A 26,149-nucleotide genomic window follows, 5' to 3' on the forward strand; every position below is an offset into this window, starting at 1 on the left:
CATCGGTTCAAACCGGCCACCGACGACGCCGGCAGCCTTGAAGCAGGCGCGCCGCACGGCGCGCCGGGTACATCCTGTGAAACTTATCAGCGCAGGCTGACCAGGGTCTGCAGCACGGTGTCCTGCACCTTGATGGTCTGCGAGTTGGCCTGGTAGACGCGCTGGGCCACGATCATGTTGACCAGCTCGGCGGTCAGGTCGACGTTGGAGTCTTCCACCGCACGCGCCTGCAGAGTGCCGAAGGTACCGGTGGTCGGCTTGCCCACCAGCGCGCTGCCGGCTGCGCCGGTAGCCTGGTACAGGTTGTTGCCCAGCGGTTGCAGGCCGTTCGGGTTGGCGAAGTTCACCAGCACCACGGTACCCAGGTTCTTGGTCTGCTGATTGCTGTAGGAGCCGACGATGGAACCGTCCTTGTCGATCGAGAAACTGGACAGGGTGCCGGGCGGCATGCCGTTCTGGCTCTGCGCCAGGTTCACGAAGGCCGAACCGGTCTGGGTCGAGCCGGTATAGCTGAGCGAGATGGCGCTGGCAAAGTTGCCGCCGCCGGCAGCCACATCGGAGTTCGCGCCGGTCGCGGTGAGGTCGATGCTCATCGTGCCGCCGCTGATGAGCGCACCGGTGGAATCGAATGTCATCGTGCCCAGGGACAGCGGGACCGAACCGCCGCTGGTGGTCACCAGGGTCTTGTCACCCACCTTGGCGTAGACGTCCCAGCTGGTGGTGGGCGGCGTCACGGTGGTGTCCGGGTCGTGCTTGACGTAGTAGGTCTGGACGCTGTACGGATTACCCAGGCTGTCGTAGATGGTCACGCCCGTGGAATTGTTGTAGGTCGTCGGATCGGCCGCATTGAACGGCGTGGTGGTCGGCGTATCGAGGCGCGAATCCAGGTTCACCTTGGTGGTGATGGAAGTCGTCGTGGTGGCCGGAATGGCCGAGGTATCGATCTGCAGCGCAACCGGGTCCCCTCCCGAGGTACCGGCCGCCCAGCCCATCAGGTAAGCGCCGTTCATGCTGGGATTGACGATGTAGCCATTCTTGTCCAGCTGGAACTGGCCGTTGCGGCCGTACATCGGCGACAGGTCGGTCAGCGAGGGAGCCACCTGGAAGAAGCCGTCGCCATTGATGGCGATATCCAGCGGATTGTTGGACGAACTGATGTTGCCCTGGGTGAACTGTTGTGCCACGTTGGCGACGGTCACGCCGATGCCCACCGGCGAATTGCCGGAACGGTTCATCGAATTGGCATACATATCGGCAAACTGCGTCTGCGACTGCTTGAAACCCACCGTGCTGGCGTTGGCCACGTTATTACCGATGACGTCCAGGCTCTTGGCTGCGCCGTTCAGTCCGCTCAGACCTTGTTGAAAACTCATGAGATATCCCCTTGTTCCGAATGTTGTCGGTAATGACGATTAAAGAATTTGCACGACGTCGGTCGGCTTGATGGTGCCGATGTTGGAGACGTTGAGCTTGACGCCGTCCGACGCAGTCGAGACGCTTGATACGGTGCCGAAGGACAAGGTCGAGGCACTCACCGCCGTACCGTTGTTGGAGGCGCTGACCGTGAAGGTGTAGTTGCCATCGGCCACCTTGCCGCCGGTGTTGTTGGTGCCATCCCAGATCACCGGCACCACGCCGGCCGCCTGGGTACCGAGATCGGTGGTATGCACCACGGCGCCGGTGGAATCCTTGATGGTCACCACCACCGAGGAAGCGGTACCGGAGAGGTTCACGCCGAAGACGGCCTTCTGGCTGGTGACATCATTGCCGCTGCTGTCCTTGGTGGTATCGGAGGTCAGCTGGATGCTGTTGCCCGGGGCCAGCACGCTGTGACCGATCATGTTGGCCGTGGACAGTGCCTGCGAGGAATTGAGATTGCCCATCAGCGTGGACAGCGAGTTGTTCAACTGGCTGATACCCGAGACGGTCGAGAGCTGCGCCATCTGGGTGGTGAGCTGCGAGTTGTCCATCGGGTTGCTGGGATCCTGGTTCTTCATCTGCGCGATCAGCAGCGTCAGGAAGCGATTCTGGATCGCGTCCGGGCTGTTGTCGTCCAGACTGGAAGAGCTGGTGGTGGTGGACGAGCTGCTGCTCGTACCATTCATTGCGGTGAGCAGGTCACTGGAGACGATTGCCATGATTCAGGTCCTGGTTATTGGCCGATGGTAAGGGTCTTGACGAGCATGGCCTTGGCCGTGTTCATCGTTTCCACATTGGTCTGGTAAGAGCGCGAAGCCGAGATCATGTTGACCATTTCCTCGACCGGATTGACGTTGGGCATGGCCACGTAGCCATTGCCATCGGCCATGGGATGCTTGGGGTCATAGACCAGCTTGGGCGGGGCCTGGTCCTCGACCACGGCCGCGACCTTCACGCCGCTGTCCTTGACCCCGCCCACGGGAATGGCTTCGAACACCACCTGCTTGGCCTTGTAGGGCGTTCCGTCGGGGCTGGTGGCACTGTCGGCGTTGGCGATGTTGCTGGCCGTGGCATTGAGCCGCTGGGCCTGGGCGCTCATGGCCGAGCCGGCCACGTTGAAGATGTTGGAAAGAGACATGGTTTATCAACCCGGTTGGATGGCGTTCAACATGGCCTTGATCTGGCCGTTCACGGCAGTGACGCCGGCTTCGTAGCGAAGGCCGTTGTCGACGAATTCATTGCGTTCCACGTCCAGATCGACCGTGTTGCCGTCCACGCTGCCCTGGGCCGGCGTACGGTACTGCAAGGGCGAACCGCCGATGCTGCCCGGGCCATTGTCGGGCGCGGTACCGGCCACGTGGGCCGCGGCAGTGCGCTCCAGCTGCAGGGGCGGCAGGGTGGTGCTCTTGCTATCCAGCGCATTCTTGAGCGCATCGGCAAAGTTGACGTCACGCGCCTTGTAGTTGGGCGTGTCCGCATTGGCGATGTTGGACGCCAGCACTTGCTGGCGCTGGGCCCGCAGGTTCAGCGCCATCTCGTTGAAACGGAAAAAATCGTCGAGCTTAGAGACCATCGGGTCCTCCGGAAATACCGTCGCTGCGCCGCTCTCGCCTGCCCTTGCCTGGCCGCTTGCGGACTGCGCCGATGATGGAATTACGTAGGCTTGATCATACGTTCGGTCCCCGGACTCTAAGGGGCGATAAAGAGAGAAAAGCCTCCCCTGTTTGCGCTTTTGACCTCGCGCGCGCGAAGTAACATCACTGCCAAGATTCGCCTACGCCCTGCCGGCAAGTTGCACAACATGAAACACCTGAACCACCCCTTGCGCGCCCTGCGCCGCACCTTCGCCGCCCTGGCCCTGCTGGCAGCCGGCCTGGCGACGCTTGCGCCCGCACACGCCCAGATCAGCGCCAACGGCGCCAGCACGGCCAATACTCCCAATACGCCGCAAAAGCAGGACTTATCAGCCTTGCAACAAGTGGCAGAAGAATTCCTGAAAGGCCAGACCTCGGGCCTGCCCGGCAGCGTCACGGTCACCATCGACCCGGTCGATACACGCCTCACACTGGCGGCCTGCCTCGAACCGCAAGCCTTCATGCCCAATGGCGGCCGCCTGTTCGGCCGCACCACGGTCGGCGTCAAGTGCGTGGCGCCCTCCCCTTGGACCATTTACCTGCGCGCCAACGTCCAGGTGATCTCGGATTACCTGGTCGCCGCCGTACCGCTGGCCCAGGGCCAGACCATCAGCGCCAGTGACGTCACCCGCATCCACGGTGACATGTCGACCCTGCCCAGCGGGGTCGTCACCGAAGAATCGCAAGTGGTCGGCCGGGTGGCCAACATGTCTCTGCGCGCCGGCACGCCCCTGCGCCTGGATGCCATCCGCAACCAGCGCGTAGTGCAGCAGGGCCAGGCGGTGCGTGTGGTTTCGACGGGACCGGGTTTCCAGATCTCCACCGAAGCACGCGCCCTGACCAATGCCAACGAAGGCCAGATGGCCCAGGCCCGCACGGCAACCGGCCAGGTCGTCAGCGGCATTGCCAAGGCCGGCGGGATCCTGGAAATCAATTATTGAGCCGGCCAGGCCGGTTTCTTTATTGATATGAAGCAATTTCCCGGAGAGCAACGCCCAGGCGGAACGCAGCGGATCGCCCTGGCAGGAATGTGAAGAAAAGTACCCGAAATGCGCTGATTTCAGGTGCGGGAATGTTAAAGTTTGCCCAGAACTGGTCGATAATCCATACGACAGGCGGGTGCGCTGCGCCCCCACCCTACAAGGAATACTGCCGTGAACGTTAACGACGCCCTCAAATCCGCTGCCCTCAACACCGAGCAGACGCAGACGCAAGCCCGCACCACCGCCCAGGGCGGCGCTGCCGCCGGCAACGGCGCGGCTGCCACCGCCGCCACCTCGGACAGCGTGCGCCTGTCCAGCACCTACCAGGCGCTGGAAACCAAGGGCGACAGCAAGAGCAGCAGCTTTGACGCCAAGAAAGTGGCCGAGATCAAGGCCGCCATTGCCAATGGCACCTTCCAGATCGATCCCGAGAAGGTCGCCAATGGCCTGATCGATACCGTCAAGACCCTCATCAGCGCCCGCCCGGCCTGATCACCTTTCGTTTTTGCAGAGGATCTTTCGCATGAATCCGGCCAGCAAACTGTCCCAGGAACACGCTGCCATGTCGCGCCTGGTGGAAAAACTGACCCAGGAACAGGCTCTGCTGGCCGAAGCCACTGCGGAAGGGCTGACCGACATCATTTCCGAAAAAGCTGCCATCGTTGCTGAAATGTCCACCCTGGCTGGCAACCGTCATGCCTTGCTGGGTACGCTGGGCTACAGCGCAGATGAAGCCGGCATGCAGAAGTGGATGAATGAACAGGCCAGCGAGGCCGACCGCGATCTCTGGGCCGGCCTCTTCGAACTGGCCCAGGATGCCAAGGAACTGAACCGCGTCAATGGCCTGCTGATCGGCAAGAAGCTCTCCATCAACCAGAGCGCACTCACGATTCTGCAAGGCAAGACCGGCACTGGCAATTTCTATGGCCCCGACGGTCAGAACAGCATCAAATCCTCGGGCCGTCGACTGGGTGTGGTGTAACGCTTCCCGCTCAGGCGCGGTGACCAGCAAAAAGCCCGGCATGGCCGGGCTTTGTCGTTAACGTGTCTGCAAATGTGGCATCGGCAAATACGGCATGCTGCTCATTGTCGTACTGCGGACTCAGGCCACCCCGCTCCAGGAATGCTCGCGCAGATAGGTACGCATGCGCGAAATCGCCTGGCTGTGCAGCTGGCATACGCGCGATTCGGAGACACCCATGACCGCACCGATTTCCTTGAGGTTCATTTCCTGCTCGTAGTACAGCGCCATGAGGAGCTGCTCACGCTCGGGCAGGGCCTTGATGGAATCCACCACTGCTTCACGGAAACCGCCGTTGATCAGGCTCTGCAGCGGATCATCCTCACCCTCGCCGGTCTGATAGCGGTCCAGGAAGTGCTCATGACCGCCCTCGTCGTCGTGAAAGTCCTCGTAATAAATCAGTTGATGGCCACCACAGTCGGTCAGCAGGGCCTGGTAATCGCTCAGACTGATCTTCATGTGCTGCGCCACTTCCGCCTCCTGCGGCTGGCGGCCCAGTTGCTGCAGCAGGGTCTGCATGGCCTCTTCCACCTTGCGCGCATTCTGGCGGATGCTGCGCGGCAGCCAGTCGCTGCTGCGCAGTTCGTCGAGCATGGCGCCACGGATACGCTGCACGGCATAGGTCTCAAACTGCGCGCCATGGGTTTCCTCATAGCGGTTGACGGCGTCGAGCAGGCCCATCATGCCGGCCTGGATCAGGTCGTCCACCTCTACGCTGGGGGGCAGCTTGGCCTTGAGCTGATGCGCCAGCTTCCTGACCAGCGGCGCATGCTGCTCCAGCACGTCGTTCTTGCCCTTTTTTCCCTTGACGTTATACATGCACGTCACACTCCCAGGCTGGCACCGTCGGTGGCCATGCGGTAGCTGCTGCCGGTCGCGTCCGGGGTCGCCGTAAAGCGCTTGGAGAGGCGCTGGAACGCCAGCGCCGCCCCGGCGAAGGGAAACACGTCCATCACTGCCCGGCCCTGCCCGGTGGCCCGGCGGATATGGTCATCGGCCGGAATCGACCCCATGAAATTCAATTGCGCCGCCAGGTAGCGGCTGGCAGCCTGGGCCATGTTGGCATAGACGGTGCGGGCTTCGGCTTCGGTGGCATCGTTGACGATGAGACTGAAGGGACGGCGACCGATACGGTCGCTCAGGCTCTTCAGGAGCACATAGGCCGATTTGATCGACGAGGCCGTGGTCGACACCTGAATCACGATCTCACCCATTTCCATGGTCGGCACCGGCAGCGACAGGTCGCGCGCCAGCACGCCATTGACCAGGGTGATCTCGGCCTGGCCGATCAGGCTGTCGAAGATCTCGGCCAGCCGTCCTGCGTGCGGGTCGGTGGCCGAAGGAACGCTGCGGCGGGCGATGCGCGCCATCGAAAATCCTTCCGGCAGCAGACGAGTAGCCTCGATCAAGGGACGCTCCATGCGCGCCACCTCCTGCAGCGTGGCCACGTCATGGCGCAAGCCGATGCGCGTCAACAGTCCGGTACTGGCCACGTCGCCATCCACGACCAGCACACTGTGCTTGGCCTGGGACAGCGAGGCCGCCAGGTTGATGAGCATGGCGCTCTTCTCTTCCTCGCCGAGGACGGAGAAGAAGGTAAACAGTCGCGGCACCGGCCTTTCCAGCATCCGGCGCAGTCCTGCTGCCTGGTCGATGTCGTAACTAGCCAAAGCTCACCTCGCGCAGGCCCTTGTCATTCATCGACATCGCGGTCGGCCCGATCACGCCCGGCAACTCGCCCTCCTGGAACTCGAAGGGCGCGGTTTCGCGCTTCTGCTTGAAGGCGCGGTCGGCCAGATACAGCTTGTTGGCCACGTGCAGGTCTTCCGGCACGCGCTGGCCATTGGCCACGTAATGCAGGTTGAGCTTGTGGCGGATCACCACATCGAGCACATTGCCGATGGTGGCGGCTTCATCGAGTTTGGTGATGATGCAGCCGGCCAGACCGGAGCTGGAATAGGCATGCACTACTTCGTTCAGGGTCCCGCCGGTGGCGGTGGCGTTCAGGCACAGCAGGCGCTTGATGTCCACGCCGGCACCGGCCAGCATGGCGTCCTGCTCGGCCACCATCTGATCGCGCTGGCCCACGCCGGCGGTGTCGATCAGCACGGTGTGCTTGCCTTTCAACTCTTCCAGAGCGATGCGCAGGTCGGTCTCATCCTTGACCGAGTGGACCATCACGCCCAGGATCTTGCCGTAGATGCGCAGTTGTTCGTAACCGCCGATGCGGTAGCCGTCGGTGGTGATCAGGGCCAGCTTGCCGGAGCCGTGGCGCATCACGCAGCGCGCCGCCAGCTTGGCGGTGGTGGTGGTCTTGCCCACGCCGGTGGGGCCGACCAGGGCGAAGACGCCGCCGTTTTCGAGCAGCTCGTTTTCGTTGGCCAGGGTGTTGAGATTGCGTGCCAGCACCGACTTGACCCAGAACATGATGTCCTGCGACTTCGAGTTGGCGGGCAGGTTTTCGGTAATCAGACGCGACAGGCTGGCCGAAAAACCGGCCGCCAGCATTTCCTTGAGGACCACACCCTTGAGCGGGTCGCGCTTCTGCGTGCCGCCCCAGGAAATCTCGGCCAACTGGGTTTCCAGTACACCGCGCATGGAGCGGATTTCACTCATGACCTCGGACAGGATTTCATCATAGTCCTTGCCATCGAATTCGGGCAGCGCCGAGCGCGGGCGCATATCCTGCTCGCCGGACTCCTGCGCCTGCTGCGCCGAGGTCGCTGCCCGGCCGCCAGCGGCCTGCTCGGCGCGGCGGCTGCGCCAGACGCGGGCGTCGCTGGCCGATGCAGGTTCTGCCGCGCGCGCCGGGGTACGCGCCTGGGCGGGCTGATCCAGTAGTGGCGCGTTCTCGGGGCGTGCTGCGCGAGTGGGCTGCTGCGCCACCGGGGAGGACAGCAGGGCCGGACGCCGCGGCTGCTGGGCGCTGGGCAAGCCCGACTGCTGCTGCAGCGAAGCCGCCTGGGCACGTCCGTTCGGATCGCGCGCGCCGGTCGGCGCCACCAGGGTGGTCATGTCCTCGTTGGCCATGGCCAGGATCTCCACCCCGTCAGGAATGTTGCGGTTGGAGAGAATGACGGCATCCGGACCAAGCGCCTCGCGAACCTGGCGCCAGGCCTCGCGAGAAGAATTGGCGATAAATTTCTTGACGTTCATGCTTGCCCTCCAACTAGGCTGGTAACTTTAATCGTTTTCGACTCGGGGACTTCAGCGTGCGACAGCACGCGCAACTGCGGCATGGCGCGGCGCAAGAAGCGCGCCAGCAAGGTCCGCAGCGGTGCGCCGACCAGCAGCACCGGCGCCAGGCCCATCTGTTCCTGGCGTTGCGCGGCCATCTCGGTCTGCTGTACCAGCGAATCGGCCAGGCCCGGCTCGATACCGCCGGTCTCGCCGCTGGCTTGCAGTGCCTGCATGAGCAGGCGTTCGAGCTTGGAATCGAGGGCCATGACGGCCAGCTCGTTCTCGCCCGGGAAAATCTGTTGCACGATGGCCCGGCCCAAGGCAATCCGCACAATCGCCGTGAGGTCGGTCGGGTCCTGAATGCGCGCGGCATGCTCGGCCAATGTTTCGATGATAGTGCGCATATCGCGGATATGCACCCCTTCCAGCAAGAGGTTTTGCAAGACCTTCTGCAGGGTGCCCAGCGGCAGCATCTTGGGCACCAGGTCTTCCACCAGCTTGGGGGCTTCCTTGGCCAGGTGGTCCAGCAGGCTCTGCACTTCCTGGCGGCCCAGCAGCTCGGCGGCATGGGTGGTGATGAGGTGATTGAGGTGGGTCGCCACCACGGTGCCGGCATCGACCACGGTATAACCCATGGTGGAAGCCTGTTCGCGCAGGCCGCTGTCGATCCACACGGCCGGCAGGCCGAAGGCCGGGTCCGAGGTCATCATGCCCGGCAGCGGACCGGTCACCATGCCGGGATTGATGGCCAGGTACTGGCCGGCATGCGCCTCGCCATTGCCCACTTCCACGCCCTTCAAGGTGATGCGATAGGCCGAGGGTTTTAGTTCCAGGTTGTCGCGGATATGAATCGGCGGCGACAGGAAACCGACCTCCTGGGCGAACTTCTTGCGGATACCCTTGATGCGCTTGAGCAGTTCCCCGCCCTGCCCCTTGTCCACCAGCGGAATGAGGCGATAACCCACTTCCAGGCCCAGGGTATCGACCGGCATGACGTCGTTCCAGGTGGCCTCCTCGGCCTCGGAGGGCGCGGCGGCCGAAGCCGCTGCCTGGGGCGCCGACGCAGCAGCCTCGGTCTTGGCCTTTTCGGTACGCTTGCCGATGGCATAAGCGCCGCCCCCCATGGCCGCCGCCAGCAGCAGGAAGGCAATGTGCGGCATGCCCGGGATCATGCCCATGCCGCCGATGATGATGGCGGTGATGTAGAGTACCTCCGGCTTGGCGAAGAGCTGATTGATCAGCTGTCCGCCCACGTCCTGATCGTTGGCCACGCGCGAGACCACCACACCGGCGGCCGTCGAGATGATCAGCGAGGGAATCTGCGCCACCAGGCCGTCACCGATGGCCAGCAACGTGTAGTTCTTCAGGGCTGCATCGAAGGCCAGGTCATGCTGCACCATGCCCACCACCAGGCCGCCGACGATGTTGACCACGGTCACGATGATGCCGGCGATGGCGTCACCGCGCACATACTTGGAGGCACCGTCCATGGCGCCGTAGAACTCGGACTCCTGCGCCACTTCCTTGCGGCGGGCGCGCGCCTCGGGCTCACCGATGAGGCCGGCGTTGAGGTCGGCGTCGATGGCCATCTGCTTGCCGGGCATGGCGTCCAGGGTGAAGCGTGCGCCCACTTCGGCGATACGACCGGCACCCTTGGTCACCACCATGAAGTTGATGATGGTCAGGATCACGAACACCACGATACCGACGGTGTAATTGCCACCGATGAGGAAGTGACCGAAGGCCTCGATCACCTTGCCGGCCGCATCCGGGCCGGTATGTCCTTCGGTGAGCACGATACGGGTGGAGGCCACGTTGAGCGACAGGCGCAGCATGGTCGACACCAGCAGCACCGCCGGGAAGGCGATGAAGTCCAGTGGCTTGACGGTGTAGAGCGCAGTCATCAGCACGATCACCGACAGCGAGATGTTGAAGCTGAACAGCAGATCCAGCATGAAGGCCGGCAAGGGCAGCACCATCATCGCCAGCATCATGATGATGAGGATGGGCGCCGCCAGCGCCCGACCATTCTTGATCGGGACCCAGGCCGGGATTTTCATGGTGTTGAGTTTGGTTGCCATTGTTACCGTCTGTTTCTATTCTTGGGTCCGCGCGGTTTCTTGGGCGCGGTCGCCGGATCGAGCTCTCTGGGCACGGCCAGATCGGTCGGTTCGACCGGACGATTGCCGCCGAACTGCCCATAGGTACGCAGCTGGAAGACATAGGCCAGCACTTCTGCCACGGCGGTGTAGAGCGCCTCGGGGATCTCGTCGCCGATCTCGGTATGAGTGTGCAGCGCACGCGCCAGGGGCGGCGCTTCCAGCAGCGGGACCTTGTGCTCGCGGGCCAGTTCGCGGATCTTGGCGGCGATGTCATCGGCACCTTTGGCCACGACCTTGGGGGCGCCCATCTTGCCTTCGGCGTACTTCAGGGCCACCGCATAATGGGTCGGGTTGGTGACCACCACGTCGGCAGTGGGCACTTCAGCCATCATGCGGCGACGGGCCATGGCGCGCTGCATCGCGCGGATCTTGCCCTTGATGTGCGGGTCGCCTTCGGATTCCTTGTGCTCCTGCTTGACCTCTTCGCGCGTCATGCGCAGCTTGCGGCCGTAATTCCAGATCTGGTAAGGCACATCCAGCACGGCGATGAGGATCAGCGCCGAGACCATGGTGATGAAGCTGAACCACAGCAACTGCGCCGAATGCGCGCCGGCGGTCTTGAGCGACTCCACCCCCAGCCCCAGCACGGCATCGAGCTGGCTGCGAATGGCCATCCAGGCCACGATTCCCACCAAGAGAGTCTTGAGCACGGCCTTGCCCAGCTCCACCAGCGAATTGACCGAAAACATGTTGGACAGGCCGCTGATGGGGTTGAGCTTGCTGAATTTGGGCGCCAGCGACTCGACATTGAACAGCCAGCCCCCCAGCATCAGCGGGGCCGCGATGGTCGCCAGCACCATCATGAAGGCGATGGGAATGAGCGCGATGGCCACATCCAGCAGGTGCGCGGCGAGCATGTCGAACATCACCACCGGATCGAAAGCGGCCGCCCGCTCAAAACTCATGGTCGCCACCAGCACGCGATCCAGGCTGGTGACCACCGAACCACTGAAGAGCCAGACACAGCTGCCACCAACCAGCAGCATCAAGGTCGTGGCCAATTCACGCGAACGCGGGACATCCCCCTGCTCACGGGCACGCTCAATGCGTTTGCCCGTGGCGGGTTCGGTCCGCTCCATGTCGCTGTCTTCGGCCATCCGCCGTATCCCCCTGCTAAACCGCTTTTCCTCCAGCACTGCACGCGCTGGACGGATTTCTAGAACAATAGGCTAGGATTATTGGCGAGCAAGCGCCCCGAGCATCAGGGGAATAAGGGCGAAAAGCTGCCCCATTTCGGACTAGGCAAAAACCCAAGGGTCTGCCTGCGACAAAACGCTGCGTATCGATTCAGCAATAGATGAAGAAAGTCAAGCCGGACGGGCCCTCGCGGCCACCTGCCCGGCCCGGAAGGCAGGTCCCGCGTGGCGTACAGGCCACATCAAGACAAAACGCTCCGAAGTTGCCTCAATGGCAAGTCACGGAGCGTTTGCGGGTAAAACGGCAGGAAGAGAACGACTTCAGAAGCCCAGGCTCTCCAACAGGTCGTCCACCTGGCCCTGGTTGGCGATGACATCCTTGCCGGCCGGATCGATCTGCGGACCGTTGAGCAGGCCGGTATCTTCGCGCTTGGTCTCGGACGGGGCATAGTCCACCAGCAGTTGCACCAGTTGCGACTCCAAGTCATGCGCCAGCTTGGTGACGCGCTTGATGACCTGGCCGGTCAGGTCCTGGAAGTCCTGGGCCATCATGATGTCCAGCAGTTGCTGCTTGGTGAGGCTGCTGTCCTCGCTGGTCTGGGCCAGGAAGGCCGAAGTCTTTGCCGCCAGGGCGCGGACATCGGCTTCGGCAAAGCTGCCGGTGACCGCTGCATCCCATTGCGCCTTGAGTTCGCTGGCACCCTCATTGATGCGCTCCTGCAGCGGACTGGCCAGTTCGGTGGCATTGAGCACGCGCTGGGCCGCCTGCTCGGTCATGCGGGCCACGTATTCCAAGCGGTCACGCGCGTCGGGCATGTCGCTGGCGGCCTTCTCCAGAAGCCGGTCAAAACCCAGACCGCGCAAGCTGTCGTGCAGGTTGCGCGTCATGTGGCCGATGCGGACCAGCACCTCGTCGTTGACCCCGGCACCCTCGCCGGAAGCGGTACGGGCAGGATTGGCAGCGTTGTCCACCTCAGCCACCTGCGGCCATCTTTTCGAAGATCTTGCCCAGCTTTTCATCCAGCGTGGCGGCGGTGAAAGGCTTGACCACGTAGCCGTTGGCACCGGCCTGGGCGGCGGCGACGATGTTCTCCTTCTTGGCTTCGGCGGTCACCATCAGCACGGGCAGCTTGGAGAGGGCCGGATCCTTGCGGATTTCCTGCAGCATGGTCAGGCCGTCCATGTTGGGCATGTTCCAGTCGGAGACGACGAAGTCGAACTGGTCGCTGCGCAGCTTCTGCAACGCCTGCACGCCATCTTCGGCCTCATCCACGTTGGTATAGCCCAATTCCTTGAGCAGGTTGCGCACGATGCGGCGCATGGTCGAAAAATCGTCGACGACTAAGAACTTGGTATTGGGACCCGACATGCTAAGACTCCATCTGAACAATTGAATTCTTGGTTATCGGCAAGTGCATGAGCCAACTTGAACCGATACCTCTTTTCACCTCAGCACGGGCTGAGCGCCCGTGCTGCCCCTCATCTGCCTCGCATTGTAGTGCAGCAAAACAAAATCGGCAGAACAATCCGCGCCGAAACCCGCTTCAGACGCGCAGTGCGCGACTTCCGTGTTCCGCCAGCCACGCCAGCACCCTGCCCGGCATGGCCTGCAGCGACAGGACTTCGTGCGCGGCACCGATGGCGATGGCTTCGCGCGGCATGCCGAAGACCACACAGGACGCTTCATCCTGGGCAAAGTTGTAGGCACCGGCATTGCGCATCTCCAGCATGCCCTGGGCACCATCCTTGCCCATGCCGGTCAGGATCACGCCCACCGCATTCTTGCCGGCACAGGTGGCGGCCGACTGGAACAGCACGTCCACCGAGGGGCGATGACGGTTCACCGGCGGTCCCTGATCGAGCTGGGTCATGTAGTTGGCGCCGCTGCGCACCAGCTTGAGGTGCGAGTGGCCCGGTGCGATATAGGCATGGCCGGGCAGCACGCGTTCATTGCCGGCCGACTCCACCACCGAGATCTTGCACAGGTTGTTCAGACGCTGGGCGAAGGAACGCGTAAAACCCTCCGGCATATGCTGGGTGATGAGGATACCCGGGCAGTCGGAGGGCATGCGGATCAGGAATTCCTTGATGGCTTCGGTGCCGCCGGTGGAGGCGCCAATGATGATCAACTTTTCGCTACTGGTGAGCGGATTGCGAATCTGCGGCAAGGCCTCGCCGGGCGTGGCGGCCTGCTCGGCCGCGCGCGACGGACGGGCGCGTACGCGCGCCTTGGCGGCGGCGCGGATCTTCTCGGCGATCATGTCGGCATACTCCTGCATGCCGCTCTGGATCGAGATCTTGGGCTTGGTCACGAAATCGATCGCCCCCAGCTCCAGCGCGCGCAGGGTGATTTCGGAGCCGCGCTCGGTCAGCGAAGACACCATCACCACCGGCATGGGGCGCAGACGCATGAGCTTTTCCAGGAAATCCAGGCCATCCATGCGCGGCATTTCCACGTCCAGCGTGAGCACGTCCGGATTGGTCTGCTTGATCAGCTCGCGCGCAATGATCGGGTCCGGCGCCACGCCGACCACTTCCATGTCCGGCTGGCTGCCGATGATTTCGCGCATGACACTGCGGATCAGTGCCGAATCGTCGACGATAAGAACTTTAATTTTCATCACTCAGTCACTCAAACTCAATATTGCAGGTTGCCCCGGTTACGGCCGGGCAGTGCCCGCCCCACCCCGTCAGAACAGATCCACCTCGCCACCGACCGGCTTGGTGACCAGCTTGCTGGCGTAGGCTTTTTCGCGATTGACCAGCGTGTCGTTGTGCATCTGTTTCAGTTTCTTGACCAGCACCTTGCCGGTCCGCGGGAAAAAATAGACTTTGCGCGGATAGATGTCGTTGAGATCTTCCGCGACCACGCGGATGTTTTCCGCTTTGAGGTAGCGCCGCACGAATTCGGCATTGCGCTCGCCCACATTGATGGCCGAGAAGCCCCGCAGCACATTGCCGCCACCAAATACCTTGGCTTCCAGGTTCTCGCGTCGCGCGCCGGACTTGAGCACGTCGTTGATCAGCACTTCCATGGCATAGGTACCGTAACGTGCCGAGGCCGAGACCGGGCTGCCGTCGTCGCCGCCGCCGTCGGGCAGCATGAAGTGGTTCATGCCGCCGATGCCGGAGACGCGATCACGGATGCAGGCCGACACGCAGGAGCCCAGCACGGTGACGATCATCATGTCCTTGGTGGTGAAGTAGTACTCGCCCGGCAAGATCTTGGCCGCATCGCAATCGAAGGTGCGATCGTAATAGAGATTGGTGGCAATCTGCTCCGAGGCCTGGCTCATGGCTTGGTCCTTGCGACGCGCTGCGTGGCATTGAGTTCATAGACCGTCTTGCCCTTGAGCTTGAGGGCATCGGAGACATACAGGAAGTTCTCCGAATGGCCGGCGAACAGCAGGGCATGAGGCTTCATCAAGGGGACGAATCGGGACAGGATCTTGCTCTGGGTCGGTTTATCGAAATAGATCATCACGTTGCGGCAGAAGATCACGTCGAACTGACCGCTCAGGGGCCAGCCGTCGCCCAGCAGATTGAGCTGCTTGAAGGTAATCAGCTTGCGCAGTTCAGGACGTACGCGTACGTAGCCCTCATGGCTACCCTTGCCGCGCAGGAAGAATTTCTTGACCCGCTCGGGCGACATCTTCTCGATGCGCTCCATGGGGTAGACGCCATTGGCGCCGGTGGCCAGCACATTGGTATCGATGTCGGTGGCCACGATCTGTACCGGTGGCGTCATCGAGCCATAGGCTTCGCAGGCGGTCATGGCGATGGTATAGGGCTCTTCTCCGGTGGAGGCCGCCGAACACCAGATGGTCGCGGGTTCCTTCAGGGTCTTGAGGAAATCGGCCAGGATCGGGAAGTGATGCGCCTCGCGGAAGAACGAGGTCAGATTGGTGGTCAGCGCATTGGTGAAGGCTTCCCACTCGTCGGAGTCGTGGGTGCGCTCCAGCATGTCCAGGTATTGCTGGAAGGAGGTGATGCCGGTGGCCCGCAGGCGCCGCGCCAGGCGGCTGTAAACCATTTCCTGCTTGCTGTCGGCCAGCGCGATGCCGGCCCGCTGGTAGATGAGGCCACGCACACGCTCGAAATCACGGCTGTTGAAATCGAACTCCTTGCCGGATGATTCGCCCTTGCCTGGTACCGTCGGCTTCACTGTCTTTCCTTCCCTGGCGCAGCGCCCCTTGAGACGCTGCTTGCTGTCTATCGCCCGCCCTATCAGGACGGACACCCCCTTGGCGCATAATCTATCAGCCGTCTGGCGGGGTCAAGCGAATCAGCCGTGGAAATGAAACGGTTTTACCCCCCTATTGCGGCAAGTCAATCAGGGGCCGACGTGCATAGGCTTCTCAAATCTTGGAAATCCTCACCGGCCGCGCGGGACGCCCACTCCCCGGCGAGCGTGCTGCGGCCTTGCTGACCGGAGCCGCAGCCTCTGGAGCCGGTGCGGAAGACTGCGCCGGAGTATGGCTGGACCGATACCCTACCCGGAACCCGCCCCAGTGCTTGCCGTTGACGTAGATCGGCACCGACAGGTCGTGCATCACCTCGCCGGTATCGCGTCTATAGGTCTGCAACAGGAAGGGTCTGGTGTTGGCCCCGCAGCGCTTGCCGGTGCGGTCGCTGAAGATGCGCTTGGTGCGGTTGTTGACCAGGTCGGTGTCGTAGTCACCGGTCAGGGGCTGGGAGAACTTCTTGTTGTGGGTTGGAAAGTAACCGTTATTGTCGACGGCACCCGCATAGGCCAGTTGCGGCATGCTGGCCAGCAGTGCTTCCTGGATCGCCGGCAGGACGCGGTCGGTAAAACCGTCGAACTGGCTGGAATGCTTTTGTGGCGAGGTGTTGGGAATGGGCTTGTAGCTGCGGTCGAACAGGGCTGCTTCGCTGATCTGACCGGACCGGATCGAGGCCTCGAAGAGCTTGCCCACCGCCTGCGCGGCACCGCTTGCTGCCAGACGAATGGCGTCGTGTCCGCTGCGCGCGCCGCCATCGATGATGGCCTCGAACACGGCCTCGGCCCGCTCCGAGAGCAGCATGGCCGACGCCGCCACGCGCGGCAGTTCGTGATCAGTCTGCAGCATGCCGTTGCGAATGTCGGTGATGGCCTCGGCGATCTCCTGGGTAGTCTGCACGTGTTCGCGCGAGGCTACCGCGATTTCCTCGATCTGTTCCTGCGACTGGCTGGCGGAACGTTCGATGCTGTTGAGCAGCCCATGCACCTTTTCCACGTTCTGCGCCGCCTCCAGCACGCGGCTGCTGAGCGAATTCATGCCCGTGGCGGCACGCTCGGCTTCTTCGGTGATGGCGCGCACCATCACGCCGATGTCGTCGGTGGCTTCCTTGGTGCGCTGGGCCAGCTGGCGCACCTCCCCGGCCACCACGGCAAACCCGCGCCCCTGCTCGCCGGCACGGGCCGCTTCGATGGCCGCGTTCAAGGCCAGCAGGTTGGTGCGGGCGGCAATCTCGCTGATCACTTCGGTGATGCCATGGATGCGTCGCGACTTTTCCTGCAACTGCGCCATCATCGACGACGCCGACAAGGCATCCGTACGCGCCTGCCCAATCTGCTCCAGCCCTCGGTCGACCTCGGAACGGCCGCTGACGCTTTCGGTACGGACTTCTGCCGCAATGGCCGAGGCGCGCTCGGCATTGGCCGCAATCTGTTCGGTGGTGGTCGCGTTCTGCTCGGCACTGGCCGTGATGCGGTCGGCAGCGACCACGTCCTTGCTGATCTTGGTCTTGATGGTATCGACAAAGAAGGACGTCTCGGCCGCCCCGATCATGATGTGATCGATCTCCCCACCGATCTTGTCCACCAGTTGCCCATCCCCGGTCTGCCCGCGCCGCTGCGCCAGCGAAAACGCCAACAGGCCCAGCAGGACAGCTACGCCGCTGCAGCCTGGCGCGCTCAGCCACTGCGCCGCACCGGCAGCATGCAGCGCCAGCGCCGTTGCGCCGCCCAGCACCAGGCCCGCCATCCAGGGCAATGCGCCGCTCCATGTCCGGGCGGATGCGCCGGTCTCCGTGATCTTCCCCATTCTTGTCTCCTCGCGGATTTTTCCGCTTTTCTTCACCTGTTCCCACACAGGTTTGGGTGCGGACCAAATACACCGCAGTTTCCAGAGGCTATAGCGGCCAGCTTACGCCTAACTGAACGAACAAATCTTCATATCCCATATTGCCACATCATAACAGGCCCGATACCTCGCGCACCCGGCACCCAACACTTTTTCTCCGGTACGACTATAATCGCCTCACTTTATAGGATAGGGGGGTATGGTATATGGCTCATCTGACACAGCACACGGATGCCCTGCTCAATCGTGTGCGTCGCATCGGTGGTCAGTTGCAGGCGCTGGAGCGCGCGCTGGAAGGTCAAGCCGACTGCGCCAGGACCTTGCACCTGGCGGCGGCCATTCGCGGTGCCGTGCACGGCCTGATGGATGAACTGATCGAATCGCATGCTCGCGAACACGTGGCCCGATCGGGTCTGAGCGACGAAGAACGCCAACAGGGGCTGGAAGAGCTCCTGGAAGCGATCCGCCGCTATGCCAAATGAGATCAAAGGAGACAGCATGAACAGCCACGCCACTTACCGCCACGACCACAACTATCTGGGCGCCAACCATGACCGCAACACCCGCCGCACGCTGTGGGTGGTCGCCCTGACGGCGGTAATGATGGTGGCCGAAATCGCAGTGGGCTACCTGACCGGCTCCATGGCCCTGCTGGCTGATGGCTTCCACATGGCCACCCACACGGGGGCGCTGGCCATTGCCGCCGGCGCCTACGTGTTTGCCCGTCGACATGCGCACGACGAGCGATTCAGCTTTGGCACCGGCAAGGTCGGCGACCTGGCCGGCTTTGCTTCGGCGCTGGTACTGGCGGTCATCGCCATCGGTATCGGCGGCGAATCGCTGTGGCGACTGGCCAGTCCCAGCGTGGTGGATTTTGGCGAGGCGATTCCGATTGCGGTCGTCGGCCTGATCGTCAACATCGTCAGTGCCCTGTTGCTGATGCAGGGGCATGGGCACGATCATGCGCATGCTCATGAAGCGGCGCATGCACATCCCGCTCACGAGGATCACCACGGGCATGGGCACGATCATCACGGCCATCATCACGAAGGGCAGGACAACAACCTGCGTTCGGCCTATCTGCACGTGGTGGCCGACGCCCTCACTTCGGTGCTGGCCATTGCCGCTCTGCTGGCGGGGCTCTATCTGGGCTGGACCTGGCTGGATCCGTTGATGGGGGTGGTGGGCGCGGTGGTGATTGCACGTTGGTCGTGGAGCCTGTTGCGCTCCAGTGCGGCAGTGCTGCTGGACGTGACCGATGCGCAGGTGGCGACGCGGATCGAGCGGGCGCTGGCCGATGCGCCGGTGCAGATCGAGGACCTGCATGTCTGGCGCATCGGTCCTGCGGCGCGGGCGGCCATTGTCAGCGTATCGGCCAGGCAGGTCATGACGGAGGCGCAACTGCGCCAGAAACTGGCGACCGTGACCGAGCTGCGCCACCTGACACTGGAACTGCATCAAGCCCGATAAACAGGTGGCACCGGGTGCCGGGAGGGATCAAGAAAAAACAGCGGCCGAGGCCGCTGTTGTTGCGTCTGGCCCATCCGTTGGGCTCAGGTTCAGCGCCAGCCGCGATGCCAGCCGTAGCGCGGATGATGCCAGCCCCAGCCATAGTGGGCGTGATATTCCCAGACCCAGCCGGGACCGGGCGAGGCATAGGTGGGCTGCACGTACACTACGCCGGGCGGTGCCACGTAAGCCGGCTCGGCCACATAGGCCGGTCGCACCGTGGGCGGGGCCACGACGCAGCCGCTCAGGCCGAAGGCCGCGGCCAACGCCGGTATCAATACGAGGGATTTCATGGGCTTGCTCCTGATTTTGTTTGGCGGAAAGGGCCGGCGCCCGAAGGCGCCGGAACCACTTGGGGGTGGTGATCAGGTAACGAGCTCAAGCATTCGGCAGAGGACGCCAAATTGTGTGTTTGTGTAACGCGTCAAGCAACGCCGTAAAAATATACCCGAGCTCATCAGGGAACTACTCGGCCAGCATTGCTCAAATTGCCAGCAGCTTCGACGCCCGGCTCAGCGCCGCGCAGTCAAGTCAGGGCAATTGAACAAGAACCGCGAGCTGAGCATGACCCACAAAGATCACTTCCTCACCCTGGACGGTTTCCGGGGCATTGCTGCCATTCTCGTGGTTCTCCGTCATACCACTGCGTATTTCGGTGACAACCCATTCTTTTCAAGCTATCTGGCCGTCGATCTTTTCTTTTTGCTCAGTGGCGCAGTGGTGGCGCGCTCCTATGAGCAGCGCCTCAAGACTGACATGAATCTGCCCCGGTTCATGTGGATTCGCCTGCTACGGCTCTATCCGCTGTACTTTCTCGGAATCTGCATCGGCATCTTGGCGGTACTGACCGGTTTGTCAGCCTTCCAGGGGAAACTGCCGATTGCGGCCATGGCGGGCCTGCTCATGCTGCCAGCACTGTACTCCAGCCTGCTCTTTCCACTGAATGGCCCGGCCTGGTCGCTGTCCTCGGAAATGATCGCCAACTTCATCTATGGCTGGAAAGTGCGCCGGCTCAACGACCGCGCCTTGGCGGCACTGATGCTGACTTGCTTGGCCGGAATGATTCTTTTTGTGGCCATGTCTTCACAACATAGCCTGGACGCCGGCTTCCATCGACGCACTTACCATGTCAGCCTGTTACGTGTGGGATTTTCTTTTGCGGCGGGCGTTCTGCTGTACCGCTGGCTTGTACGCGTCAACCATCGCGCCGTGCTCGGCAATGGCAGAGCGGGCCTGGCCATTATCGCGGTGACCTTGACGCTGATGGCATCACCCTCCGCTGGTATTGTCCCCTTCTACGATGTGGTGGCGGTGTGCCTCATCTTCCCGCTCCTGGTCTATGCGGGAATGCGGTACCAGCCATCGGGCAGTCTGGCCCGGATCTGCCAGTTCCTCGGCGTGATTTCCTATCCGATCTATATCATCCATAGTCCACTGGCCGAACTGATCAGACACGCCTTCCCGATCTTCGCGAGCGGTCGCCAGGTGTCCGAATTTGCCCCGTGGGCTGGGATCATGTTTCTTGCCCTCCTGATCGGGATCGCATGGGTGCTGCATTACTTCTATGACGCGCCCGTTCGCAAGGTCATCGGAGAACGCGCGCGAGCATGGTCGGCGACCCCTTCCAGCGCACAGCTGAAATAAGCAGAGCGAGCAGTGCGATCGCAAAAAAAAAGCGGCACCACGAAATTCGTGATGCCGCTTTTTTGTGCGCCGATATTGCTGACGCCATTTCATCTGTTGGTCGGGACGGTGTGATTCGAACACACGACCCCTTGCACCCCATGCAAGTACGCTACCAGGCTGCGCTACGCCCCGACTGAAGATAAAGATTATAGAGCGCCTGTGTTATTAAATCAACTGTTTCTGCAAAACATTTTTAATCATTTACCGGGAGGACTCGCGCGCATCTGTCCGCACGCTCTCCCCTTCCACAAGACTCAAATACTCACCGCTCGCCAAAGAATTCATTGAGCAGGAAATTCTGCAATCCCTTGGTATCTTCCAGTCTGGCCGACAAGGTCACCACCCGCCCCAGCTTCTGTGAATCGAAATTGAAATCACCCTGATAGTACCGACGGATCAACGCGATCATGCTGTTGACCACCGCCAGCTGCACGTTACCGCCAAAACCGGCGTCCACCTCGATCAACTGGTTCTGGCTGCGCCGCTGGTCGGTCGTCCAGCCACGGAAGCTGTATTGCGCCACGCGCGGGCCCATGCTGATGATCTGGAAAACGCCATTGGTGCCGCGACCACGCCGATCCTGGAAGGCGATGTTGGCGCGCGCAATATCGTTGGCAGACGGGTTTTCCGCCGCCCGCGCGGCTGCATTTTCCTGGGCAGCGGCCTGCTCGGCCTCCTCGCGCTTCTGACGATTGCGGTTGATCGACGTCATGAAGTCTTCCGCCGGCGCTGCAGGCGCTGCCGCGGCTTGACTGCCGGGCGCCTGCTTCACCGGCAGCGGCGTACGCTGCGGCACAGAATGGCGCACCGCTGGCGCGCTGTGGCGCGGAGCCGGCCTGGAAACCGGCTTCTTGTGGACCGGCTCGGGCTTTTTCGGCTCCGGCACAGGCTTGGGAGGCTCAGGCTGGACCACCGGAGCCGCAGGCCTGACGAACGTGACCTGCAATGGCGCATCCGGTCGGCCGGGCGCATCAAATCTCGGGGGCGCTTCATTCAGCTTGGCGCGCACGAACATGAACAGTGCTGCGTGGACCAGCACCGACGAGGCAATGCCCAGCGCAGTGCGGCGCCGGGATCGGGAAATCACCTCTGTTCGGGTCGACGAAACGGAAAAACTCATACGGTGTGAAGACGGCTGCGGCGCAACGGCCTGCAATCAGTGCCGCAGAGCTCGGATACGAACGCCCCATGCGCCTCGTCCCGCTCTTGCCCTGTCCTGCATGCCCATCGGCAAAGGCGCCATTTTAGCCGGTTTTGTCATGGGAACCGGACAACATTGCGAACAAGCACCTCGCCCTCCCTAACGCCAGCGTCGGTGACCACCCCAACCACTGCTGTACCCAAAATAGAAGGACGAAGAGGGATAACTGTAAGCCGGGTAGGCAGGATAAGCGGGATAGCCGTAATAAGGAGAATAGACCGGCTGCGCCGGATAAATCGCCGCACCGCTGTACGGGCTTGCAGGGACTGCCACGCAACCACCGAGCAGCAGAACCGTCGGCAATGCACACGACAAGAGCGCAAGACGCGAAAGATGCTTCATATGAATGGCTCCTCAGGCGCTGCAGCGCCAACGTGACACTATCGCCCAGCGGCCCCGGCGCAGCCATCACGCTTACCCTTTGTTACGCGCTCTACCTGTCGGTATATGAACATGTCGGCAGGCAAACGGATCTTCACCAGGTGTTTTTACTGCCTATACCCGCGCAACCATAATGCAGGATCACGCAACTTATATAATGGCGCAGCAACAAGCCATGCCGCACGCCAGTGCGGCGCCATCATAAAACGAGACCTCCGCGCGCCTTGCCCTGCACGGTGCCGCGCTTCAGAACAAGCCGCTCAACATGACCATGCCAGCCTCCTCCCACCGCGCCCCCGTTGTCGTCATCGCTCCCGATTCGTTCAAAGGTTCACTCTCGGCTCAAGAGGTGGCCGCCGCCATCGGCGCGGGCATCAAGCGCGCCATCCCTGATGCCGAGGTCCGGCTATGCCCGATTGCCGATGGCGGCGAAGGCACGCTGGATGCGCTCATGCACGCCGGTGGCGAGCGCCTGACCGTAACCTGCCGCAATGCGGCAGGAGACCCCTTCACGGCGCCAGTGGGCATCCTCAACAATGGCAGTGCAGTCGTGGAATCGGCGGCCATCGTCGGCCTGACCGATGCGGCCGGCACCGCGCTGGCCGTCGATGAGCGCACCACCCTGGGGGTGGGGGATGCCATCCTCAGCCTGCTCGATCGCGGTGCCCGTCATTTCCTGGTGGCCCTGGGCGGGAGCAGCACCAATGATGGTGGCGCCGGCTTGCTGGCAGCGCTCGGCGTGAAATTCCTGGATGCTGCCGGCGAGCCTGTGCCTCCGGTTCCGGCACAGCTACAGCGCATTGCCCGGGTAGATGCTTCCTTGCTGGATCCGCGGGTGAAGCAGGCGCAATTCGTGGCCATGTCGGATGTCGACAATCCCCTCTGCGGTGAAGAAGGTGCGACCGCCGTGTTTGGTCCGCAAAAAGGCGTACAGCCGGAACAGGTGCCCGTGATCGACCGCGCCCTCGCCCATTTCGCCCGCGTGCTGGAGGCTGCACTGGGCCACCAGGCGGCCACCCGGCCGGGTGCCGGGGCTGCAGGCGGCCTGGGCTACGCCTTGCTGATGCTGGGCGCGCAATTCCGCTCAGGTGCAGAGACCGTGGCCGACCACATCGGACTGGATCAGGCCCTGGCCGGTGCAGACTGGCTCATTACCGGCGAAGGCCGCAGCGACGCCCAAACCCTGCACGGCAAGGCCCCCTTCATTGCCAGCCAGCGAGCGCGCCGCGCCGGAGTTCCAACGACTCTGCTCTCCGGCGGGATCGACCGCAAGTCACTGGAAAAACTGCAGACCAGCTTCTCCGGCTGCTTTTCGATTGCCTTCGGTCCCATGAGCCTGCAAGAAGCCATTGCACAGGCGCCTGACCTGCTCAAGGACAGCGGCGAACAACTGGCGCGCCTGTGGCACGCCAGCGCCGACCAATAAGCTTGAGCCGCTCTGGCGGTACCAGGGCAGACCGACCGGTCTGCCCTGGTACCGCCCACCTCCCCCTCCTCACCTCAACGCTCCCTGCCTCCATCGGGAATGCGTTCGCATCTTCCGGCCCGACGATCTAAGCCCGCTCTTCTGCGCTGAATGCCAGCGGAGAAATCGACGTACGGATGCTTTATCAATAAAACAACACCCCGCCTCTCTCAATGCAATTTGGATGTCATTCTGACAATCCTGATACTGGTAAAGATCGCCTCTATTTAGTTTTCATTTAGACATTATTTAAAATGCAATTTTAGATGTTATTTAATTAACTAAATCTGCTAAAATCGTTATCAATAGGACAAAATAATTGCCATACGGATTTCTTAGTTTCCGCAGTGCACAATTCTGCATTAGTGCCCGGCAGAAATTGTTGAAATCCTTTACTGGAGCGGGTTTCCGCCCGATGAAAAAAATCAGGAAAAGTGAATTTTCAGCCCAAATTTCATTGCTCAGCTGGGGTCAGAATGTTATAGTTCCGACATCAGCACATTTTTTGTAACATTCGTCAGAATTTGTCAGGAATCGATTGATTTCAGGCAATAAAAAGATTGGCCACGACGCAAGTGTCCGAGGGCAATCCGGCAGCAAAGTGAGTTGATCTGCTTTTGAATGGAGAGCGCCACGCGCAATCCTCATCACACATAGTTACAAACTTAAGGATTGATCCCATGAAAAAACTTCTCGCCACTTCCGCAGTTGCCCTGGCACTGTCGATGGCCGGCACTGCGGCCCACGCCACCTCCTTCGTACTGGACACCACGGGTGGCACCGCGTCCATCAGCTCGCCCAAGTACCTGGCCAACCAGTCTTTTACCGATAGCTACACCTTCACCATCTCCAGCCTGACCGACATCTCGTCGGCGGTGACGGCGACCTTCGTTTCCACCAATGGCGGCGGCCTGACCAGCTATAACCTGGTCAACACCACCACCAACGCGACCATCGCCACGGGCGTGTCGTCGAGCTCCACGGCGGGCAAGAACACCATCATCACCTTCAGCGTGGACGCCTCGCGCCTGAGCGCCGGCAACTACTCGCTCAACATCACCGGCAAGGGCACCTACGGCGGCAACCTGACCCTGACCTCGTCGGTCCCCGAAGTCTCCACCACCGCCATGATGCTGGGCGGCCTGGTCTTCGTGGGCATGATGGCGTGGCGTCGTCGCCGTGGCGAACAGAAGCTGTCGATGCCCATGGGCATGACTGCCGCCTGAGCCGCCATTCGGCCGATATGAATAAAAAAGCCCGGGCACAAAGTGCTCGGGCTTTTTTACGTCCGCGATATAGAGGCGGGACCGGCAGCGTAGCGCTACCGGATGTGCAGCCACTGCCCCTGCACAATTACACCCCCTTGCGGACAGGTGAAGCTTTATTCCAAAAACCGCTTATGCCGGCGAATCCGCCGACGGCATTGCCACGATCCTGGCAGGCGCCCCCACTGCCGTGGCTCCGGCGGGAACGTCGTGCAATACCACCGACATTGCCCCGATCTTGCAACCATCTCCTAGATGAATCCCCCCGAGCACCTGGGCATAGGCTCCCAGTTCGACATCATCGCCAATGACCGGCGAAGGCCCGTCCGCATGGCGATTGCCGATGGTCACCCCCTGCCGCAGCGTGCAACGTGCACCGATGACCGCCTGTTCATTGACGAAGATATTGCCGAAGTGCCAGATCCGCAGTCCGGGGCCAATCCTGGCCCCCCGCGGCAGGCTGATGCCGAATGCGGTTTCAGTGAGGCGAAATACCGGCCAATAAAATACATTGTGCAACTTGCGCACCCATCCGGCCGGTCGGGCCTCGATGCGCCGCCCCCAGCGATAGACCCAGATGGCCCAGATCGATTGTTCTTTCAAGAACGGGCGGCGCAGGTTGTAGCGCTCCAGATCAGCCCTCCAGTCAGGATCCCGCGACATCCATGTTCCTTTCAAAATCGGTCATTGATCAAGCTTTTATCAGCATCAGCCGCGATCTTGTCGCCTTGTCATCATGAAGGTCAAAAACTTCACATACAGACAACAAAAACTTCGCAGCGCTTCACAACGGTTTTTTGCGTCAAAAGACGACTGTGCAGCGCAACAATATGATAAATTTGCCGAACAAGCCAGCAACTGCGAGTAATTGCGGCGAAAAATTTCCGATCGGAAAATCGTCACGGAACTTTTCGTTCAGCTTCTGATCCGTGCAGCTGGCTTCACGAAGCATCACAATTCCTCACTGTGGCACCCCAGGGATGGCACGCTGAGGAAGCGGCTCCGACTTCGATTCATGATA

The 26,149-nt window shown here is 61.9% G+C and carries 27 protein-coding genes and 1 tRNA gene; 8 read left to right on the plus strand and 20 right to left on the minus strand.

From position 1 onward, the window contains the following. Positions 1-86: 86 nt before the first annotated feature. From flgE to flgB, 4 genes are read right to left on the minus strand one after another with little or no spacing between them, the layout of a single operon-like run. A complete protein-coding gene (flgE, locus tag ACODSZ_RS07625; RefSeq protein ID WP_008328143.1) occupies positions 87-1,373 on the minus strand; it encodes a flagellar hook protein FlgE in 1,287 nt (428 codons plus the stop codon). Positions 1,374-1,412: 39 nt separating this feature from the next. Beyond that, the gene (locus ACODSZ_RS07630; RefSeq protein ID WP_008328141.1) at positions 1,413-2,138 is read right to left on the minus strand and encodes a flagellar hook assembly protein FlgD; all 726 of its coding nucleotides are present in this window, start codon (positions 2,136-2,138) and stop codon (positions 1,413-1,415) included. Positions 2,139-2,152: 14 nt separating this feature from the next. Beyond that, entirely contained in the window at positions 2,153-2,557 is a 405-nt protein-coding gene (flgC, locus tag ACODSZ_RS07635) for a flagellar basal body rod protein FlgC (protein ID WP_008328139.1), read from the minus strand. A gap of 6 nt (positions 2,558-2,563) precedes the next feature. Continuing rightward, a complete protein-coding gene (gene flgB / locus ACODSZ_RS07640) occupies positions 2,564-2,992 on the minus strand; it encodes a flagellar basal body rod protein FlgB (RefSeq protein WP_008328136.1) in 429 nt (142 codons plus the stop codon). 228 nt (positions 2,993-3,220) lie between these two features. On the opposite strand from flgB, the gene flgA reads away from it, so the two are divergent. The 3 genes from flgA (at position 3,221) to ACODSZ_RS07655 (ending at position 5,018) form a co-directional block, all read left to right on the plus strand. Further along, positions 3,221-3,994, plus strand: a complete 774-nt coding sequence (flgA, locus tag ACODSZ_RS07645) for a flagellar basal body P-ring formation chaperone FlgA (RefSeq protein WP_175342438.1) — start codon at positions 3,221-3,223, stop codon at positions 3,992-3,994. 213 nt (positions 3,995-4,207) lie between these two features. Continuing rightward, positions 4,208-4,528 (plus strand): flagellar biosynthesis anti-sigma factor FlgM, encoded by a 321-nt coding sequence (gene flgM, locus ACODSZ_RS07650; protein WP_175342437.1) that lies wholly within the window; start codon positions 4,208-4,210, stop codon positions 4,526-4,528. 31 nt (positions 4,529-4,559) lie between these two features. Then, the gene (locus ACODSZ_RS07655; protein WP_175342436.1) at positions 4,560-5,018 is read left to right on the plus strand and encodes a flagella synthesis protein FlgN; all 459 of its coding nucleotides are present in this window, start codon (positions 4,560-4,562) and stop codon (positions 5,016-5,018) included. Between the two features lie 120 nt (positions 5,019-5,138). On the opposite strand, the gene ACODSZ_RS07660 is transcribed toward ACODSZ_RS07655, so the two are convergent. The 11 genes from ACODSZ_RS07660 to ACODSZ_RS07710 all read right to left on the minus strand — a co-directional run bounded on the left by ACODSZ_RS07660 (position 5,139) and on the right by ACODSZ_RS07710 (position 17,582). Beyond that, positions 5,139-5,876 carry an RNA polymerase sigma factor FliA gene (locus ACODSZ_RS07660; RefSeq protein WP_175342435.1) on the minus strand — a complete coding sequence of 246 codons (738 nt, stop codon included), beginning with the start codon at positions 5,874-5,876 and terminating at the stop codon, positions 5,139-5,141. Between the two features lie 5 nt (positions 5,877-5,881). Beyond that, on the minus strand, positions 5,882-6,685 hold the full coding sequence (locus ACODSZ_RS07665) for a MinD/ParA family ATP-binding protein (protein ID WP_008328129.1): 804 nt from the start codon (positions 6,683-6,685) through the stop codon (positions 5,882-5,884). A gap of 34 nt (positions 6,686-6,719) precedes the next feature. Continuing rightward, positions 6,720-8,213: a flagellar biosynthesis GTPase FlhF gene (gene flhF / locus ACODSZ_RS07670; protein WP_008328127.1), complete on the minus strand. Its 1,494-nt coding sequence runs from the start codon at positions 8,211-8,213 to the stop codon at positions 6,720-6,722. Continuing rightward, a complete protein-coding gene (gene flhA, locus ACODSZ_RS07675; RefSeq protein ID WP_175342434.1) occupies positions 8,210-10,318 on the minus strand; it encodes a flagellar biosynthesis protein FlhA in 2,109 nt (702 codons plus the stop codon). Before flhA ends, flhF begins: the two co-directional genes overlap by 4 nt. Before the next feature lie 2 nt (positions 10,319-10,320). Next, positions 10,321-11,496: a flagellar biosynthesis protein FlhB gene (gene flhB, locus ACODSZ_RS07680; RefSeq protein ID WP_008328122.1), complete on the minus strand. Its 1,176-nt coding sequence runs from the start codon at positions 11,494-11,496 to the stop codon at positions 10,321-10,323. Positions 11,497-11,856: 360 nt separating this feature from the next. Continuing rightward, a complete protein-coding gene (cheZ, locus tag ACODSZ_RS07685) occupies positions 11,857-12,516 on the minus strand; it encodes a protein phosphatase CheZ (protein ID WP_488927346.1) in 660 nt (219 codons plus the stop codon). Beyond that, on the minus strand, positions 12,509-12,904 hold the full coding sequence (gene cheY, locus ACODSZ_RS07690; RefSeq protein WP_006712751.1) for a chemotaxis response regulator CheY: 396 nt from the start codon (positions 12,902-12,904) through the stop codon (positions 12,509-12,511). Before cheY ends, cheZ begins: the two co-directional genes overlap by 8 nt. Positions 12,905-13,079: 175 nt before the next feature. Continuing rightward, on the minus strand, positions 13,080-14,156 hold the full coding sequence (locus ACODSZ_RS07695) for a protein-glutamate methylesterase/protein-glutamine glutaminase (RefSeq protein ID WP_034350229.1): 1,077 nt from the start codon (positions 14,154-14,156) through the stop codon (positions 13,080-13,082). A gap of 69 nt (positions 14,157-14,225) precedes the next feature. Further along, positions 14,226-14,831 carry a chemoreceptor glutamine deamidase CheD gene (gene cheD, locus ACODSZ_RS07700; protein ID WP_008328106.1) on the minus strand — a complete coding sequence of 202 codons (606 nt, stop codon included), beginning with the start codon at positions 14,829-14,831 and terminating at the stop codon, positions 14,226-14,228. Continuing rightward, positions 14,828-15,700 carry a CheR family methyltransferase gene (locus ACODSZ_RS07705; protein ID WP_008328105.1) on the minus strand — a complete coding sequence of 291 codons (873 nt, stop codon included), beginning with the start codon at positions 15,698-15,700 and terminating at the stop codon, positions 14,828-14,830. Before ACODSZ_RS07705 ends, cheD begins: the two co-directional genes overlap by 4 nt. 193 nt (positions 15,701-15,893) lie before the next feature. Next, positions 15,894-17,582: a methyl-accepting chemotaxis protein gene (locus ACODSZ_RS07710; protein ID WP_488927347.1), complete on the minus strand. Its 1,689-nt coding sequence runs from the start codon at positions 17,580-17,582 to the stop codon at positions 15,894-15,896. A gap of 245 nt (positions 17,583-17,827) precedes the next feature. On the opposite strand from ACODSZ_RS07710, the gene ACODSZ_RS07715 reads away from it, so the two are divergent. Both ACODSZ_RS07715 and dmeF read left to right on the plus strand, forming a co-directional pair. Next, entirely contained in the window at positions 17,828-18,103 is a 276-nt protein-coding gene (locus ACODSZ_RS07715) for a metal/formaldehyde-sensitive transcriptional repressor (protein WP_008328095.1), read from the plus strand. Positions 18,104-18,119: 16 nt separating this feature from the next. Further along, on the plus strand, positions 18,120-19,091 hold the full coding sequence (gene dmeF, locus ACODSZ_RS07720) for a CDF family Co(II)/Ni(II) efflux transporter DmeF (protein WP_488927348.1): 972 nt from the start codon (positions 18,120-18,122) through the stop codon (positions 19,089-19,091). 89 nt (positions 19,092-19,180) lie between these two features. Here the strand turns inward: dmeF and ACODSZ_RS07725 are convergent, their stop codons facing one another. After that, complete coding sequence (locus ACODSZ_RS07725; protein WP_034350226.1) at positions 19,181-19,423, minus strand: hypothetical protein; 243 nt, start codon at positions 19,421-19,423, stop codon at positions 19,181-19,183. A 271-nt stretch (positions 19,424-19,694) separates the two neighbouring features. On the opposite strand from ACODSZ_RS07725, the gene ACODSZ_RS07730 reads away from it, so the two are divergent. After that, entirely contained in the window at positions 19,695-20,774 is a 1,080-nt protein-coding gene (locus ACODSZ_RS07730; RefSeq protein WP_488927349.1) for an acyltransferase family protein, read from the plus strand. Between the two features lie 97 nt (positions 20,775-20,871). Here the strand turns inward: ACODSZ_RS07730 and ACODSZ_RS07735 are convergent. Then, positions 20,872-20,948: transfer RNA gene (locus ACODSZ_RS07735), tRNA-Pro, on the minus strand. A gap of 130 nt (positions 20,949-21,078) precedes the next feature. After that, positions 21,079-21,528 (minus strand): hypothetical protein, encoded by a 450-nt coding sequence (locus ACODSZ_RS07740; RefSeq protein WP_241821513.1) that lies wholly within the window; start codon positions 21,526-21,528, stop codon positions 21,079-21,081. 1,141 nt (positions 21,529-22,669) lie between these two features. Between ACODSZ_RS07740 and ACODSZ_RS07745 the strand changes: the two genes are divergently transcribed. Further along, positions 22,670-23,824 carry a glycerate kinase gene (locus ACODSZ_RS07745; RefSeq protein ID WP_488927360.1) on the plus strand — a complete coding sequence of 385 codons (1,155 nt, stop codon included), beginning with the start codon at positions 22,670-22,672 and terminating at the stop codon, positions 23,822-23,824. Positions 23,825-24,543: 719 nt separating this feature from the next. Continuing rightward, positions 24,544-25,089, plus strand: a complete 546-nt coding sequence (locus tag ACODSZ_RS07750) for an FxDxF family PEP-CTERM protein (RefSeq protein WP_008328086.1) — start codon at positions 24,544-24,546, stop codon at positions 25,087-25,089. Between the two features lie 171 nt (positions 25,090-25,260). On the opposite strand, the gene ACODSZ_RS07755 is transcribed toward ACODSZ_RS07750, so the two are convergent. Together ACODSZ_RS07755 and ACODSZ_RS07760 are read right to left on the minus strand one after the other, a co-directional pair. Then, positions 25,261-25,791, minus strand: coding sequence for a serine O-acetyltransferase (locus tag ACODSZ_RS07755; protein WP_175342429.1), 531 nt, complete (start codon positions 25,789-25,791; stop codon positions 25,261-25,263). A gap of 139 nt (positions 25,792-25,930) precedes the next feature. Beyond that, the gene (locus ACODSZ_RS07760) at positions 25,931-26,080 is read right to left on the minus strand and encodes a hypothetical protein (RefSeq protein ID WP_241821511.1); all 150 of its coding nucleotides are present in this window, start codon (positions 26,078-26,080) and stop codon (positions 25,931-25,933) included. Positions 26,081-26,149 lie beyond the last annotated feature (69 nt).

It is taken from the genome of Herbaspirillum sp. FG34 (assembly GCF_057809315.1).